17 protein-coding genes are annotated in these 15,417 nt (G+C 46.0%); all 17 read right to left on the minus strand.

Annotation, left to right across the window (positions count from 1 at the left end):
• Positions 1 to 12: 12 nt before the first annotated feature.
• Positions 13 to 876: a heptaprenyl diphosphate synthase component 1 gene (locus C170_RS06885; RefSeq protein ID WP_036607692.1), complete on the minus strand. Its 864-nt coding sequence runs from the start codon at positions 874 to 876 to the stop codon at positions 13 to 15.
• A gap of 101 nt (positions 877 to 977) precedes the next feature.
• Positions 978 to 1,529, minus strand: coding sequence for a hypothetical protein (locus tag C170_RS06890; protein WP_036607694.1), 552 nt, complete (start codon positions 1,527 to 1,529; stop codon positions 978 to 980).
• Between the two features lie 121 nt (positions 1,530 to 1,650).
• Positions 1,651 to 1,872: a trp RNA-binding attenuation protein MtrB gene (gene mtrB, locus C170_RS06895; protein WP_017687697.1), complete on the minus strand. Its 222-nt coding sequence runs from the start codon at positions 1,870 to 1,872 to the stop codon at positions 1,651 to 1,653.
• A gap of 169 nt (positions 1,873 to 2,041) precedes the next feature.
• Positions 2,042 to 2,314: an HU family DNA-binding protein gene (locus C170_RS06900; RefSeq protein ID WP_024630670.1), complete on the minus strand. Its 273-nt coding sequence runs from the start codon at positions 2,312 to 2,314 to the stop codon at positions 2,042 to 2,044.
• A gap of 217 nt (positions 2,315 to 2,531) precedes the next feature.
• Positions 2,532 to 3,518 carry an ABC transporter permease gene (locus tag C170_RS06905; RefSeq protein WP_036607696.1) on the minus strand — a complete coding sequence of 329 codons (987 nt, stop codon included), beginning with the start codon at positions 3,516 to 3,518 and terminating at the stop codon, positions 2,532 to 2,534.
• Positions 3,515 to 5,032, minus strand: a complete 1,518-nt coding sequence (locus C170_RS06910) for a sugar ABC transporter ATP-binding protein (RefSeq protein WP_036607907.1) — start codon at positions 5,030 to 5,032, stop codon at positions 3,515 to 3,517. The genes C170_RS06905 and C170_RS06910 overlap by 4 nt, the downstream gene beginning before the upstream one ends.
• Before the next feature lie 112 nt (positions 5,033 to 5,144).
• Positions 5,145 to 6,242 (minus strand): sugar ABC transporter substrate-binding protein, encoded by a 1,098-nt coding sequence (locus tag C170_RS06915; RefSeq protein ID WP_036607698.1) that lies wholly within the window; start codon positions 6,240 to 6,242, stop codon positions 5,145 to 5,147.
• Between the two features lie 217 nt (positions 6,243 to 6,459).
• Positions 6,460 to 7,938 (minus strand): stage IV sporulation protein A, encoded by a 1,479-nt coding sequence (gene spoIVA / locus C170_RS06920; protein ID WP_036607700.1) that lies wholly within the window; start codon positions 7,936 to 7,938, stop codon positions 6,460 to 6,462.
• Positions 7,939 to 8,392: 454 nt separating this feature from the next.
• A complete protein-coding gene (locus tag C170_RS06925; RefSeq protein ID WP_051447048.1) occupies positions 8,393 to 9,172 on the minus strand; it encodes a hypothetical protein in 780 nt (259 codons plus the stop codon).
• Positions 9,173 to 9,218: 46 nt separating this feature from the next.
• Entirely contained in the window at positions 9,219 to 9,569 is a 351-nt protein-coding gene (locus C170_RS06930) for a 2Fe-2S iron-sulfur cluster-binding protein (protein WP_036607701.1), read from the minus strand.
• Positions 9,570 to 9,586: 17 nt separating this feature from the next.
• A complete protein-coding gene (locus C170_RS06935; RefSeq protein WP_036607703.1) occupies positions 9,587 to 10,204 on the minus strand; it encodes a hypothetical protein in 618 nt (205 codons plus the stop codon).
• 83 nt (positions 10,205 to 10,287) lie between these two features.
• A complete protein-coding gene (locus C170_RS06940) occupies positions 10,288 to 10,467 on the minus strand; it encodes a DUF2768 family protein (protein WP_036607705.1) in 180 nt (59 codons plus the stop codon).
• 173 nt (positions 10,468 to 10,640) lie between these two features.
• Positions 10,641 to 10,916, minus strand: a complete 276-nt coding sequence (locus C170_RS06945) for a stage VI sporulation protein F (RefSeq protein WP_017687687.1) — start codon at positions 10,914 to 10,916, stop codon at positions 10,641 to 10,643.
• A 103-nt stretch (positions 10,917 to 11,019) separates the two neighbouring features.
• Positions 11,020 to 12,060 carry an NAD(P)H-dependent glycerol-3-phosphate dehydrogenase gene (locus C170_RS06950; protein WP_036607707.1) on the minus strand — a complete coding sequence of 347 codons (1,041 nt, stop codon included), beginning with the start codon at positions 12,058 to 12,060 and terminating at the stop codon, positions 11,020 to 11,022.
• Positions 12,053 to 12,676 carry a glycerol-3-phosphate 1-O-acyltransferase PlsY gene (gene plsY / locus C170_RS06955; protein WP_036607711.1) on the minus strand — a complete coding sequence of 208 codons (624 nt, stop codon included), beginning with the start codon at positions 12,674 to 12,676 and terminating at the stop codon, positions 12,053 to 12,055. The genes C170_RS06950 and plsY overlap by 8 nt, the downstream gene beginning before the upstream one ends.
• Before the next feature lie 11 nt (positions 12,677 to 12,687).
• Positions 12,688 to 14,010 (minus strand): ribosome biogenesis GTPase Der, encoded by a 1,323-nt coding sequence (gene der / locus C170_RS06960; RefSeq protein WP_017687684.1) that lies wholly within the window; start codon positions 14,008 to 14,010, stop codon positions 12,688 to 12,690.
• Positions 14,011 to 14,195: 185 nt separating this feature from the next.
• The gene (gene rpsA, locus C170_RS06965; protein ID WP_036607712.1) at positions 14,196 to 15,410 is read right to left on the minus strand and encodes a 30S ribosomal protein S1; all 1,215 of its coding nucleotides are present in this window, start codon (positions 15,408 to 15,410) and stop codon (positions 14,196 to 14,198) included.
• Positions 15,411 to 15,417: the final 7 nt, after the last annotated feature.

The raw sequence follows: 15,417 nt of genomic DNA on the forward strand, positions 1-15,417 counted from the left end.
TCTGTTTCCCCCTCAATCTTCCCTTACTGCCGCATGTGAAGGCTGCAAATATGCCAAGTAAGGCTCTAGAATTGCATGTATCTCATGCAAGCCCATTCGCCCTTCCTCGTCTTGCAACAACAGTTGAATGCGGTGTGTACACTCGCGAAGCTTGTCCAGCAAAACCTCGCCAACCCTATGCTTCAGCACCATAGCGTTCCATGCACGTGCATCCAATTCAGACTGACGCAACACATTGCGCTCATCGTCATTACCATGCTCGTAAATGTGCCAGTATGCATAGCTGTGAAGATATTGTTTTGCGTCATTCATCCGCTTCAGTTCTTCCACGATCGTTTCGCAGGAGCTGAATTCGGTCAACAGGCTGTTCCATAAAGACTCTTCGTTATGTTGAATCATGCCTGTAAATGAAAGAAACAGCTGCATTCTCAGCTGTACCGTTTCACGCAAGTATTCGTCAGCCGAAACGAGAAGCTTCTTCATCCGTTCATACAGCGTCATCTTGCGTGCGTTCACTCCGGATACAGCACCACTGAGTTTGCCAATCATTTCAATTCTGCCCGCTTGGGCAAGCAATTGATAAAAACGGCTACTTAAATAATCCCCGGCGAGTACATTCAACTGACGTGAACGCATCTCCTGCTCTTTCCGCTCACCGGAAATGGTATCGATTCGATCATGCGTATCCATGGCCAACTGAACGAGCGAAGTTGCAAGAGCATATAACTCTTGATGCACCTTTTCGTCTGTGCGGCCCACAAATACCTGCAACAGACGTGCCCGGCTATCCGGAAATGATGGGATTTCCGTATGTTGTCGAATCATGTCGTAATCCGTATATTTCTTTGCTAGTTGGGGTACGCGATATGAATTCATTCTCAGCCTCCGAGCCTTAACATTGTTAAACCTTTTCTGCACTACAATCTTATATATTATAGCATATGTTGAACGGGCACGCACTGAATCCTGCTATTCTATTACCCCTGACTTGTCATTTCGAATTGCTTCTTCCAGAGTTCGGTCTCCATCAAATGAAACCAGTCCTTCAATTCATCTGAAAAGGCCGCACTTTTCCAGTTCCGTAATGTTTCAATTGCATACAGAGGCCACTCTCCACGCCGAATATCAGCAGCAAGTAACAGATGTCGTTTATGCATCCATTCATCTTCTGCCATCACACGCAGCAGCACCTGATCCACGTTATCCAGACTCCGAAAGCCCAGATCCGCTACAGCTGCAATGTTCTCATAGATTTCAGTGTAACTTGTACCCGTTCCTTGAACTTTGAGGTCCAGTCTCAAAATGGACTGTTTCCATTCCACTCTTGCAATGGGCGTTGATAGTTGCATAGAGCTTAGCACATCAACCAGATTGTCATTCGTTAGCTGAACTGGATGATGTGATGCAGAGGCAGGCTGTACGTTGTCCCCGCCCCATGTACGCATATGTAAGGTTTGTATCGCAACAAGCAGAAAGACCGCCGCAACCGTTGCCAGCATTGAAGCAGTAACAATCATCCGCGGTTTCATATACGCCTCCCTGCCTTTACCTGTTAGTGTAGTCTGTCCGGTAAAGGCTCATACCTCATTGTACAATGAAAAAAAGCAGGCTATGCCTGCAATCTTCATTTGAATGTATTCAATCTGTCCATTACTCCGATTCAATCTGTCCATGCTTGGTAATCAGCGTGGCTTTGCCCCGGATTTTAATAGCTGAAGTATGGGTGGTAAATTGGGCAAACATCACTTCACCTTTGTCCAATTTCTCGGTGTGGTGAAAACGTGTATCCTGACCTCGGGTTAATCCGATCACCTGGACACCATTTTCCTCTGCCTTAATTACAATATAATCATTGCCGGTTGGATGATCCATCACGCATGTCCCCTTCTTTAGTTCGATAGCGTTAATGATGATTAAGATTGTTTCATTTGTCAACCTGCGCCTTATACGAATGAACCGCAAGAATCATCGTTAAAGGGCAAAAGAAAAGGCCGTGAACAAGTCACGGTCTTTTTGTCGACATATGGAATATGTAGAAATCTTATTTAATTCCGTCTTTGAGCGCTTTACCTGGTTTGAATGCAGGAATTTTGCTCGCAGGAATTTCGATTTCTTCACCTGTTTGCGGGTTGCGTCCTTTACGTGCAGAGCGCTCGCGAACTTCGAAGTTCCCAAAACCAACCAATTGTACTTTATCTCCGCTTTGAAGAGCCTCAGAGATTGCTTCGAATACGGCATCAACCGCTTTCGTTACATCTTTCTTGGACAATTCAGTCGCTTCAGATACGTGTGTAATCAAGTCTGATTTGTTCATTTGTTTTTCACCTCCTGTATCAATGTCCTGAATGTTATACTGTGTTTCCGTTTTATAGCGAAATATACGTTCATACGCAAAAAATCTACGTACATCTTGAGCGCTGAACACAAATCTCCGCCTGCGGTCAACAGTCATTTTCGGCAGAATATCGTCTGAAACCACGGGCATTTCAGACGCCGAACAAATTTCATACTAATACAGACAGCCCACAATTTCAAGTCCGGTTGCGGTTTAAGACGTAAAATGTAACCGCCAGGGCAAGCACGAGAACTCCACCTTTTACAATATCATGTGTGAAATACTGTACGTTCATCATCGTTAAACCGTTCACAAGTACACCAATCAGAACCGAACCAATGAAGGTTCCGATGACATTGGGTTTACCCGCACCAAACACAGAGAAACCGACAAATACTGCAGCTACGGATTCCATTAACAACGGTGATCCAGCATCGATTTGCCCAGATCCTACTTTGGAGGCATAGATGATACCCCCGATTGCTGCAAACACTCCAGCGGCTACATAGGCGAGTGTACGCACCTTTTTCACCTTGATTCCAGACAACCGTGCAGCTTCCTCATTACCACCTGTAATGTACATCTGACGCCCATATTTCGTATACGTCAAAAAGATATGCACACCTATTACCGCAATAATTAACATGATAACCGATATCGGCATACCAAGCCATTTACCCTGTCCTATAAGTAGAAATGTCGGGTCCATCTCTCCCGCAGCTTTGCTCCCGTCAGGGAACTGCATGTGATTGTAAATGGTATATCCCTGTGCATACGTTTTGTGAATACCTCCGATGATGTACATCGTGGCAAGGGTTGCGAGCAAATCCGGAATACGCATTTTTACAATGAGCAAAGCGTTCAGTAAACCAATAACAGCCCCGATAATCAATGGCACGATAATGACGATCGCCAGTGGTTGTTGATACCAAATCATTAACGAAGCAGTAACGACGGTAGTTAATGAGACAGTCGCCCCAACCGAGAGATCGAATCCATCAACAATGAGAGATAACGTAACACCGATCGCTACAAAAGTAACGATAGAGATCGAGCCCAAAATATCGGTCAAGTTACTGTACGTAAAGAAATAAGGCAATTTAATGCCGAAAAATGCGATAACACCTATGATGACTATAATCGCCCCGTAACGGAACGCAAAATCCAGTGATTTATCCTTCATGATTGCACCTCTTGTCCACCGCTTGCATAGTATAGCAGCTGTTCTTGGTTAGTCTCGCCTCGTTTGAACTCTTTTACGATAACACCTTCGCACATGACAGCGATTCGGTCACCAATTCCCATGCCTTCATCCAGTTCACAGGTGAAATAGATTACACCCTTGCCCGCCAAAGCCAGTTCATTAATGATGCGGAAAATGTCACTTTTTGCCCCAATATCTACGCCTTTGGTTGGCTCATCAAATATAAATACATCCGCATCCGCATTAAGCCATTTACCAATGGCTACCTTTTGCTGGTTACCACCGCTTAGATATTTCACTTCCTGTTTCACGGACGATGTTTTAATTCCAAGCTGTTTCACCAATGACTCTGCGTTTAGACGTTCCCGCTTGCGGCTTACGAAACCTAATGTACTAAGACGACTTAGCAAAGGAAGACTTAAATTCCGTTCCACGTTCTCCTGAATCAGGATTCCTTGTTTACGTCGCTCCTCGGGTACAGAAACAATCCCCAGAGCCGCCGCATCCGCAGGCTGAGACAGACGGAGATTACGGTTGTTAAGCCGGATCTCGCCTCCCTCCAGCCGATCTGCACCAATCAGCAAACGAGAGCTTTCCGTTTTACCCGCGCCTACCAGACCCACCACAGCGAGGACTTCACCTCGGCTTACAGAGAGGTTAACACCTTTAACCTTCACTCCACGACGAAGCCCACGCGCCTCCAAAAGCAGTTCCCCCACGGGCGCTTCCGTCTTTGGAAATTCTTCTTCAAATGGTTTGCCTAACATCTGAGTAACCAAATCGTTGATCGTCAGTCCCTTTGCTTCACCAGTAAATACATGTTGTCCATCTCTCATAACCGTAACGCGATCACAGTGACCCGTCACTTCAGCAAGACGATGGGTAATGAAAATACAGGCTACGCCCCGATCCTTCAGGAGATGAACAATCCGGAAAAATGCATCCGTTTCTTCCTGGCTCAGCGGTGCAGTCGGTTCATCAAAAATGATGACTTTGGCATCCTGGATCAAAATCCGCGCCAGCAATATCATCTGTTTTTCTGCAAGTGTCAGATCGGCCACTTTTTGGTGAACGGATATGTCTGCCCCTAATTGCTTCAACGCCTCAACCGCGCGCTGTTGCAGCTTCCGTGGACTTTTCCACCAACCCCCAGCAGATGAAGCCAACTGATCCAACATAATGTTCTCCGCAGCCGTCAGCTGTGGCACCAGTGCCGCATCCACTTCCTGATAGACACAGTGAATCCCACTTGCCTTTGCGTCTCCCGGAGAACTCAAATGAAGCGCTTGTCCACTCAACTGAATCGTACCCTGATCCATTGAATAGGCACCGGACAGAATTTTCATTAACGTGCTTTTACCGGCACCATTGGCACCCAGCAGCGCATGAATCTCCCCACCTTTTACAGAGAAATCCACATCCTTCAGTGCAGGAATACCTGAAAACTGCTTGTGGATATGTTCCATTTGAAGCAGAATCGGTGCAGTGCTCATGATGTTAACCTCCAATCGTTCCCATACGGGAGTATCCCATTTCTCATCCATACTCGCACATCTTCATTATGGTAGAAAAAGCGCGCCTTGCGGCGCGCTTCCCATACGCTGCTTATTTAGCAGTAATTCCGTATTCACTCATCCAGTCCTTGATTCCTTGTGTGCTGCCACCCCAACCTTCAACGAACTCTGACAGCTCAGAAGTGGAGATTTGTTTATCTGGCAGAGCTTCACGTTGAACATAGACCGGGTTAAGAACAACTGCATCTTCTGTCTCGTCCCCGTTCAGTTTTTGATAAGCATAACGTACCTGGACGCGACCAATATCCGTTGGATCAACAGCAGCTGAAGCAACCCAAGGATTTTTCGGGTCCTGAATCATTTGCAGATCCTCGTCACTCATATCGATACCATACACTTTGATCTCATCACGTCCAGCTTGTTGAATCGCACGCGCTGCACCTTTGGCGAACTCATCCCATGCAGTCCATACAGCTGTAATTTCACCTTTTGGATATTGCTTGAGAATAGCTTCCATTTTGGCTTGAGTATCCAGCGCAGGGTTCTGTGCAGAACCAAATGTAGCTATTTCCTTGATGTCCGGATTTGCTTTCATGAATTCACCGTATGCAATCTGACGGCGTTCCATCGGTGCGAAACCAGCTACCCATACTTTGACAATATTGCCTTGTCCATTGATATCTTTTTTCATTTGCTCCAGCGTCAGTTCAGCCATCTTCTGGTCATCCTGCGACAGGACTGTAGCTCCTGGAACACTGATAGCTGCGTCAAACACGACCACTTGAATATTCTGTTCTACTGCCTTCTTCACGCCTGGCTCTAATAGGGAATCCCCATGATCCGTGAGAATGGCATCAAATTTCTGGTTAATAGCACTATCAAGCAAGGATACCATCTTTGCCTTGTCATTATCGGCAACAAACGTTGTCAGTTCTCCACCGAATTTTTCGATTTCTTCTTTTACACCTTGTACATATTGCTGCGAGAAAGTACCTGTATTAAACTCCATAATAAGTGCAATCCGTTTGCCGCTTAGAGGGCCTGTAACTGCTTCCGTTTTTGGTGTATCATCTGATGCACCCGAAGCCGGAGTGGCTGCCGGTTCTTTTTTGATTCCGCAAGCGGACAGCGCCAATGTAAATACTAATAACACACTCAACCACAGCCATTTTGTCTCTCTTCTTTTCATCTCTGTATCCCCCTGTCCAATCTCTGTGATCTCGATCACAATAGTTGAATATTAATATAACGGCTAATCCCTAGTATGTAAATGGGTTTTAGCAATTTAAAGCTAAAACTCGCTAAGTTTTTTCGAAAGTACTATTCTTCCTATCCATTTCATCCAAAATAAAGAAATCATATAAAAAAGACCGCGAGGGGATGCCCCCTTACGGTCTTTTGATGTCTTACAGAATGATAGCGATCAAGCCGCCCGAACCTTCGTTAATGATTCTTCCCAGCGTCTCTTGCAATTTGTATCTTGCATTATCCGGCATCATGGCAATCTTGCCCTGGATCCCTTCTCGCACGATGGAGTGCAGCGAACGACCAAACATGTCTGAATCCCATACCTTGATCGGGTCGTTCTCGAAGTCCTGCATCAGGTATCTCACCAGTTCCTCACTTTGTTTCTCCGTACCGATGATTGGAGCGAACTCCGATTCCACATCAACCCGGATCATGTGAATGGACGGTGCCGTTGCTTTCAGACGTACGCCAAATTTGGTGCCCTGACGAATGAGCTCAGGTTCATCCAGAGCCATCTCGGCAAGAGATGGAGCAGCAATGCCGTATCCGGTCGTTTTTACCATCTCCAGCGCTTCTGCGAAGCGGTCGTATTCTCTCTTCGCATGCGAGAATTCCTGCATCAATTGCAGCAGATGATCCTTACCGCGAATCTCGATGCCAACCACTTCCACGAGAATCTGATCATACAGTTCATCCGGCGCGTACAGGTCAATTTCGGCTACACCCTGCCCCATATTCATGCCACTCAGGCCTGCGCGATCAATGAATTCATATTCCATGAACTGAGCGACAACTCGATCCACGTCACGAAGTCTGCGAATATCCTTAACGGTATCCCGTACGGAATTTTCGTAGTTGCTACGCAGCCAGTGAGTCTCATTGAGCACCATAACCCAACTCGGCAAGTTTACATTCACTTCATGTACTGGGAACTCATAGAGCACTTCACGAAGTACACCCGTCACATCATCTTCCGTCATGGTTGCTGCACTGAGTGTCATCACCGGAATGTCGTATTTGGCAGCAAGCTCACTACGCAATTGCAGGGCTTCTTCACTGCGAGGACGAGTGGAGTTGATGACCAGGACAAACGGTTTACCCACTTCTTTTAATTCCGCAATGACCCGTTCTTCGGATTCCACATAGGAACTGCGGGCAATTTCGGCGATTGTGCCGTCTGTTGTTACCACAACACCCAGTGTGGAATGCTCCTGAATGACTTTGCGAGTACCAATCTCGGCGGCTTCCTGGAATGGAATTGGTTCCTCGAACCAAGGCGTGGAGATCATGCGTGGACCATTCTCATCCTCGTATCCCTTGGCTCCTTCCACAGCGTAACCTACACAATCCACAAGGCGCACATTGACATCAAGTCCTTCTGCCACCTTGATCTGGACTGCGTTATTTGGTACGAATTTTGGTTCGGTAGTCATGATGGTTTTACCTGCTGCACTCTGTGGAAGTTCATCCACCGCTCGACCACGGTCAGCCTCGTTAGTGATGTTTGGCAACACAATGGTTTCCATGAATCGTTTAATAAATGTTGATTTTCCCGTCCGGACTGCGCCGACAACCCCGAGATAAATATCCCCTCCGGTCCGCTCAGCTATGTCCTTAAAAATGTCCACTTTCTCCAATGAAATCCCCTCCCTAAATTACTCCGAAGGAAAAATGCTAAAGAGCATCCGCTTCGTTTTTTCAATCAGAAGACTGAAATCCCTGCAACGGTAGAGCCGCCTTTGTGAGTGCCCGGAAGTCGTCCGCCGCCGAACGTTGCATTCTGATGAAACCGGCGAGAGCGGCGTTAACTCGTACATGCAATTGGACTAGTATCATCTTATGTATCCGTATGCGGCAATATGACGCGTATTTTTGTTTTTTTTATCTTAAGGTGATGACATTAGGAGAATCCCCCGATCTCGGACTGCGCGTCTTTATTTCAATCTACTTTATGTGATCCGCGAAGCTTTTATGACGGTTATTGCTCATACTGACAAAAGAAAAAGAGATATCCCTTATTTGGAATATCTCTTTTTGAACCATTAGAGCCATGGTGGTCATACAGCTAAATCATTTGAATTGCAACCATGCTTATTTTATGGGCTGGGCAACCGGCGCATTATTTTTCCAAGCGTAGAAAACGGATTTTACAGGTACGAAGTAGGAGTGTTCCACCAGCAAATCCCGAACATCTTCAGTCTCTGCTGGAGACACGTCAGACTTTTCCACTGCCTGCATAATATCAAAAGCATAATCTACATAGACCTTGCCTTCGTCATCCATCATAAACGGTAACGCCTGACCTGAATATACACTATTCAGCGTAATGGAAGGAGTACCTGCCTGAGCAGCCTGCTCCATATTCACAGCATATAACCCCGGATACAGTTCTTCCCCGCTTGGCAGCTTATTGTTATGTACGGACTTATATTGATTAACCATTCGTTGCACATCGTTTACTTTCTGTACGGTCAGAAGATCCATCACTTTAATGGTCGGATTCACTTCTTCGTCCTGAATAAGGAAGTAAGCGCTCCCACCACTTTCAAAAGCAGTCCCCGGTATTTCATCCAGATACCCCAGTTGTTTCAACTTGGGCAGGTCCACTCTGAACTTTTCATATTTTGGCGTTTCCATATCTGCATTGATGATTGGCAAAATCCCCTCATCTTGCTGAAATGCCTCGACCGCACTCTGGATGCGGCTCACGCTTTCCCGATAGGCTATCTTAGGGTCTGAATTGCTCTGGGATGGATACATACAACCAGTTGCTGTAAAAGCAAACAACAGGAATAACAGCAGACCGCCCGTCTGATGTTTCAGACGCTGCCGTCCGCTTCCTTCCACACATTTTGGCTTGTTCCTAATCATTCGTGTCCTCCTTGAATAACTCATTAGAGAATCAATGTTATAACACTCAGAACCAGTCGTCTTCCTGTTGTTGACGTTCCAGTTGTTTCCGAATAGCTGCCTTCAGCGGGTCCTCTGGAACATGAACCGATAGAGATCCACACACCTTGGCCTGACAGGACAGTCGTGTACCTGCTTCCAACAGTGAACCCAGCTTGCGCTTTTCTGCATCTGTTGGTGGATACAGTTCCGTCCGATGTTCTTCATCCACGTTCACTTTGCACATCAGGCAAGCCGCTTTGCCATCACATCGGGTCGTAATCTTGACTCCAGCACGTCGTGCTGCATGCAGAAGTGTTGCCCCTGGTTTGAGCGCTATCGATTTGTTCATAGGTAAAAAAGTAACTTTATAGTCCATCATTTTCCTCCCTCAACCTACTGGGGCCATGTAAAGCCAACAAGCTCTTCCACTTCGGCTCTGAAGCGGCTTGTCCATACATTCTTTTGACTTAATAGCATCATTATAGGTTGATGTGCATCTGGCTGCTCGCGCATCTGTGTCGCAATGGGGACATAACGATCTTCACGACCTCGCAGCAGATTAAACAACAGCTCATGCGCAAGCGGCATCAGTCGCAGGCTATATGAACCCACTTGTCCTACTGGTGCATGCGGAGCAAGTACATGTTCAATCTCAATACGGTACCAACTTTTGCGAGCCCATATTTCGAAACCACCAACCAGTTCCAGCGCACATTCACCCACCTGATAGTGGCTCAGCAGAGAAGCATACGGTCCTGTCTTGTCCACTGTAGGCTCGTCAAGCATTTCCCCCGGAGCGCTACGGTGAAGTTCTTTAGCAGCAGCAACATCCGCATAGATATCAATATCTCTCGGAGCCTGTTGCAACTCCACCCCTTGAAGCAGCAACCCACAACTTCCTCCAAGTAACCATGTCTGTGGCTGTGTGTTCCAGGCTTTGGCCGTTTCCAGCAAAGCCGCGTGTAATTCCGGATAACGCTCTGTCCGACCCTCCGTATCATGCGGCCCCATAGGCTCACACTCCCCTCATCCGTGTTCATTGTGTCAGTTCTTATGATGTGCTTATGCGGATGTTATCCTTAAGGCATGGGAAATCAGGTCAGAGAAGCGATTCCACCGAACAAGCCAATCAGCATAATCAAAAATGCAATCAGAGAAAGAATCCCCCGTACAATACCTTTTGTTTTGGCACGAGCAAACGTAATCAGGAATACAGATAGTCCCATAATGAGGATGGCCACCAATGACAGCCACATCTTGTCCATTGCGCTCATAATCCAGCAGTCTCCCCTTCAGTCCGATATTCATCACTGACACTGTGACAATTGCAACCATTATAACACGAAATTCAGCTCAACTTTCCAAAAAAAAGACAAAAAAGCAAGCCGGCAGAAGCCGACTCGTCTTTTTGTCTTACTGGATCACCTGCACATGCAGGTGTGATCTATTATTTTTTCATCATCATTTTCATTAACGATTCCATACTGCTCGGATTCAATCCGCTTTTCTTGACCGCACTCACAATATCCTTAACCGTATCCTCAGATACCGGAACTTTCGCCATGGCGGATACTTGTTTGATCAATTGGCGCAACTGAGCTTCATTCTGAATCGTCGTTGGTTTCACCGTGCTTGCCAATTTCTTAACGGCACCTTCCGTTATCGTTTTACCCGTTTTCTTATTGATTGCATTCAGTGCATCTTTGGAAATGTTGTTACCCATTCGTCTCCCCTCCTCCGGCAATACTCATGTGTATAGTATGAGTCTGCTACAGAAAAGGTGAATAAGCTTCTTATTTCACAAGGTACGTTTAGGCTGATTACAATCAGGAATGCCACTGCTCCCAGGTTTCAAGCTTCATGACTTCCATTTCAGTCTTCGGGTCACGTCCCATCAAGGCTTCAACCGCATCACGCGGCTGTCTCTCCTGGAATAAAACGTGATATAACTGATCCGCAATTGGCATTTGTACACCGTATTTTTGTGAGATGAAATAGGCAGCTTGCGTAGTTCGAATGCCTTCTACCACCATGCCCATGGACTTCAGAACATCATCCAGCTTCTGTCCCTGGCCTAACATGGAACCTGCTCTCCAGTTCCGACTGTGCTGACTTGTAGCCGTTACAACCAGATCCCCGATTCCAGCAAGTCCCGAAAACGTTAGCGGATTTGCTCCCATCTCAACACCAATACGTGTGATCTCTGCCAAACCGCGTGTTAGCAAAGCGGCTTTGGCATTATCACCAAATTGAAGACCATCGGACATACCTGCACCAAGAGCAATGATATTTTTGAATGCACCAGCCAGCTCAACACCGATCATATCCCGATTCGTGTAAACCCGGAAATAAGCATTCATAAACAAAGCTTGGGCAGATTCGGCAGATGCCTTATCCAGTGAAGCTACAACCACTGTCGTTGGACAACGCTTCACCACTTCTTCCGCATGGCTTGGGCCAGAAAGAACAACCACACGTCCTTCTTCACATTCAAGCTCTTCTGAAATGACTGTGGACATCCGTTTGAGGCTTTCTGTCTCAAAACCTTTGGTTGCATGAATGACTAACATCTCAGGCTTGTAATAAGCCTTAAGCTGGTTCGTAACTGCACGCATGGCTGATGAAGGCGCAACAATTAACACAGCTATAGCGCCTTCCACCGCAGCTTCCATATCAGTTGTTGCTTGAATCCGTGGTGAAAGCTCCGCATCCGGAAGATAGCGAGTATTAGTGTGCTTGTTATTGATTTCGTTAGCCTGGTCTTCACCACGTGTCCACATCATCACATCCAACTGATTGGCGGCGAGTACACTGGCGAGAGCTGTTCCCCAGCTCCCAGCGACTAGAACAGCAACTTTTTTAGACAACTCGTTTACCCCCTCCAGGGTTTTTCGATCCCAATTTATTTTCCTGTCCTTTGGCGAGCTTCGCAATATTGGTACGATGTCTCCAGAACGCAAACAGACAAATAATCAGACTCCCCCAGAAGATATTCATTGAATATCCGGGTAATACCATGATAAAGATGGGTGTAAATGCTACAAAAATCAGAGACCCCAATGAAACATAGCGTGTCAATACAATAGACAGAATGGCGATCACCCCAGCACATAACGCAGGCAGGAAAGCAAGACTTACCAGAACACCAATGGCTGTGGCAATGCCTTTTCCTCCACGAAAATGGAAGTAAAGCGGCCAGTTATGTCCTGCAATGGCTGCTATACCACTGAGTGCAGGAATCCAGGCAGAACCGTTACTCAGCCAGATTCCAATCCATACAGCTGCAACACCCTTAAGTACATCAAGTAACAGAACAGCAATTGCCGGTCCTTTACCCAAAATACGCAATGTATTGGTAGCTCCCGCGTTTCCGCTTCCGTGCTGACGAATATCGATCCCCCGTATCGCTTTGGCAAGGAGGACACTAAAGCTGATCGAACCGAGCAGATAACTCAGTACAATCGCTGCGATTTGTAAAATCACACACTTCTCCCCTAACTTTCGTCGGACTTCTTCCGAGTAAATATGCGAATTGGTGTTCCTTCGAAGTCAAACGCTGCACGGATTTTATTCTCCAGGTAGCGCTCATATGAGAAGTGCATCAATTCCGGATCGTTCACAAAAACAACCATGGTCGGTGGCTTAACGGCAACCTGAGTCACATAGTTAATTCTCATTCTCCGTCCTTTATCCGTTGGCGGAGGGTTAATTGCAACCGCATCAGACACCACATCGTTAAGTAGATGTGTTTGTACACGTAACGAGTGTTGATCTGCTACCCTTTTCACAACCGGCAACAATTTTTGTAAGCGTTGTTTTGTGAGGGCTGACAAGAATACGACTGGAGCATAAGTCATAAACAGGAAGTGATCCCGAATTTTTCTCTCAAACTCTTTCATCGTTTTGTCATGCTTCTCTACCACGTCCCATTTGTTCACAACAAACAATGACGCTTTACCAGCTTCGAATGCATATCCTGCAATATGCTTGTCCTGTTCAATAATGCCTTCTTCACCATTAATGACAATCAGAACAACATCTGCACGCTCAATCGCACGCATCGCACGCATTACACTGTATTTCTCAGTTGTTTCATATACTTTACCACGCTTACGCATACCTGCTGTATCAATCAGCACGTAACGTTGGCCGTCTTTTTCAAAAGGTGTATCAATTGCATCCCGGGTCGTTCCAGCCACGTCACTTACAATGACACGTTCTTCACCCAGAATAGCGTTCACCAGTGAAGATTTACCCACATTCGGACGTCCGATCAGAGCTACACGAATGACATCTTCATCGTAAGTCTCTTCCTCAAGTTCTGGCAACTTCTCCACAATTGCATCAAGCAAGTCACCTACACCTGTACCGTGACTTCCGGATACGCCGATGGGATCACCGAAACCAAATCCATAAAACTCATAAATGAGCTCACTTCGTCCGATATTATCCACTTTGTTAACGGCTACAACAATAGGCTTGCCTGAGCGGTAGAGCATCTCTGCTACCTCTTCATCCGATTGCGTAATACCTGCTTTTGCATCACACATGAATACAATAACATCCGCTTCTTCAATAGCGAGCTCTGCTTGCATCCGAATCGATTTTAGGATTACATCTTCACCATCAATTTCGATACCACCTGTATCAATGATACTAAATGGTTTACCGTTCCATTCACCGATTCCATATATACGGTCACGGGTAATGCCCGGCTTGTCTTCCACAATGGCCAGTCTGTCGCCGATGATCCGATTGAAAATGGTGGATTTACCCACGTTCGGTCGTCCGACAATTGCCACAACGGGTCTTGCCATACATTCCACTCCTCCTGTCCATACTTACGATACTCATCATAGCAAAAAAGATATATCTTGGCTAACGTTTCATGCCAAATTACTCGCAATAAAAACAATCGGCGAACCCGCCTTGGGCTCGCCGATCTTGCTTTTGTTATTCAGCAAAATATGCAGTATATAACTTAGAACCATGCATTGTTAACTTATTTGAATTTGCTGAGTTTGTCTCCAAACAGTTCGCCAAGCGTAGTGCTCATACCTTGATTGTTCAAGGAAACGTTTGGATTGTTGATTTCTTCACGCGGAGCGTTGTTTCTTGAAGGTCTTTCTGATTTTTGTGGTTGAGCTGGAGCTTCTTCTGTTTCTTTGATGCTCAAGCTTACACGTTGCTCAGAAGGGTTCATGTCCAAGATTTTAACTTGAACTTCTTGTCCTTCTTTCAGCACTTCATGAGGAGTGCCGATGTGTTTGTGGGAGATTTGCGAGATATGCACAAGTCCCTCAACACCAGGAGCGATTTCAACAAATGCACCGAAGTCTACCAGACGTTTTACAACACCTGTTACGATATCGCTGGAATTGAATTTTTCGCTTGCTGTTTCCCAAGGACCTGGTTGAACAGCTTTCATGCTCAGGCTGATTTTGCCTTTTTCAGGGTCAACTTTCAGCACTTTCACACTAACTTTATCACCTTCAGACAGTACGTCGGATGGTTTTTCAACGTGTGTCCAAGCCAGCTCGGATACGTGAACCAAACCGTCAACTCCGCCCACATCAACAAATGCACCGAATTGAGTCAAACGTTGTACTGTACCTTCGATCACTTGACCTTCTTGCAAACCAGCCATTACTGTAGCTTTGTTTGCTTCGAATTCTTGCTCCAGTACGTCTTTTTGGGAAAGGATCACTTTGTTGTTCTCACGGTCGATCTCTTTCACTTTAACACGCAGTGTGCGTCCTTTGTAGTCGCTGAAGTCTTCAACGAAATGGCGTTCAACCATGGAAGCCGGGATAAATCCACGTACGCCCACGTCTGCTACCAGACCGCCTTTAACAACATCACCTACAACAACTTCGAATACGTCTTGGTCTTCAAAATGCTTTTGCAATTGATCCCATGCGTTTTCGCTGTCGATTGCACGTTTGGACAAAACGAGTTTTTCTTTCTCGTCGTCGATGCTAAGAACTTTAGCTTCAACTTCTTGTCCAACTTCTACTGCGTCAGACGCGCTGTCAACATGTAATGAAGACAGTTCACGAATTGGAATGACACCGTCATATTTATATCCAATGCTCACATAGGCTTGGTTATCTTCCAATTTGACGATGGTTCCTTTTACGGTATCTCCTTTTTTCAAGGAAACGAATTGATCCAACTCATCTTGGGTTGCTTCTTGATTTTTCATTTCTTCCGACATGTCAAAT

This window comes from Paenibacillus sp. FSL H7-689 (assembly GCF_000517905.1).
In the GTDB taxonomy this organism is placed as follows: Bacteria; Bacillota; Bacilli; order Paenibacillales; family Paenibacillaceae; genus Paenibacillus; species Paenibacillus amylolyticus.

Coding starts and splice junctions, on each gene's coding strand:
- C170_RS06900 (WP_024630670.1), bottom strand. CDS start 2,314: ATGAACAAATCAGACTTGATTACACACGTATCTGAAGCGACTGAATTG.
- C170_RS06915 (WP_036607698.1), bottom strand. CDS start 6,242: ATGAAAAGAAGAGAGACAAAATGGCTGTGGTTGAGTGTGTTATTAGTA.
- C170_RS06925 (WP_051447048.1), bottom strand. CDS start 9,172: ATGATTAGGAACAAGCCAAAATGTGTGGAAGGAAGCGGACGGCAGCGT.
- C170_RS06930 (WP_036607701.1), bottom strand. CDS start 9,569: ATGGACTATAAAGTTACTTTTTTACCTATGAACAAATCGATAGCGCTC.
- C170_RS06940 (WP_036607705.1), bottom strand. CDS start 10,467: ATGAGCGCAATGGACAAGATGTGGCTGTCATTGGTGGCCATCCTCATT.
- C170_RS06890 (WP_036607694.1), bottom strand. CDS start 1,529: ATGAAACCGCGGATGATTGTTACTGCTTCAATGCTGGCAACGGTTGCG.
- mtrB (WP_017687697.1), bottom strand. CDS start 1,872: ATGGATCATCCAACCGGCAATGATTATATTGTAATTAAGGCAGAGGAA.
- rpsA (WP_036607712.1), bottom strand. CDS start 15,410: ATGTCGGAAGAAATGAAAAATCAAGAAGCAACCCAAGATGAGTTGGAT.
- C170_RS06885 (WP_036607692.1), bottom strand. CDS start 876: ATGAATTCATATCGCGTACCCCAACTAGCAAAGAAATATACGGATTAC.
- der (WP_017687684.1), bottom strand. CDS start 14,010: ATGGCAAGACCCGTTGTGGCAATTGTCGGACGACCGAACGTGGGTAAA.
- C170_RS06935 (WP_036607703.1), bottom strand. CDS start 10,204: ATGGGGCCGCATGATACGGAGGGTCGGACAGAGCGTTATCCGGAATTA.
- C170_RS06910 (WP_036607907.1), bottom strand. CDS start 5,032: ATGAGCACTGCACCGATTCTGCTTCAAATGGAACATATCCACAAGCAG.
- C170_RS06945 (WP_017687687.1), bottom strand. CDS start 10,916: ATGGGTAACAACATTTCCAAAGATGCACTGAATGCAATCAATAAGAAA.
- C170_RS06905 (WP_036607696.1), bottom strand. CDS start 3,518: ATGAAGGATAAATCACTGGATTTTGCGTTCCGTTACGGGGCGATTATA.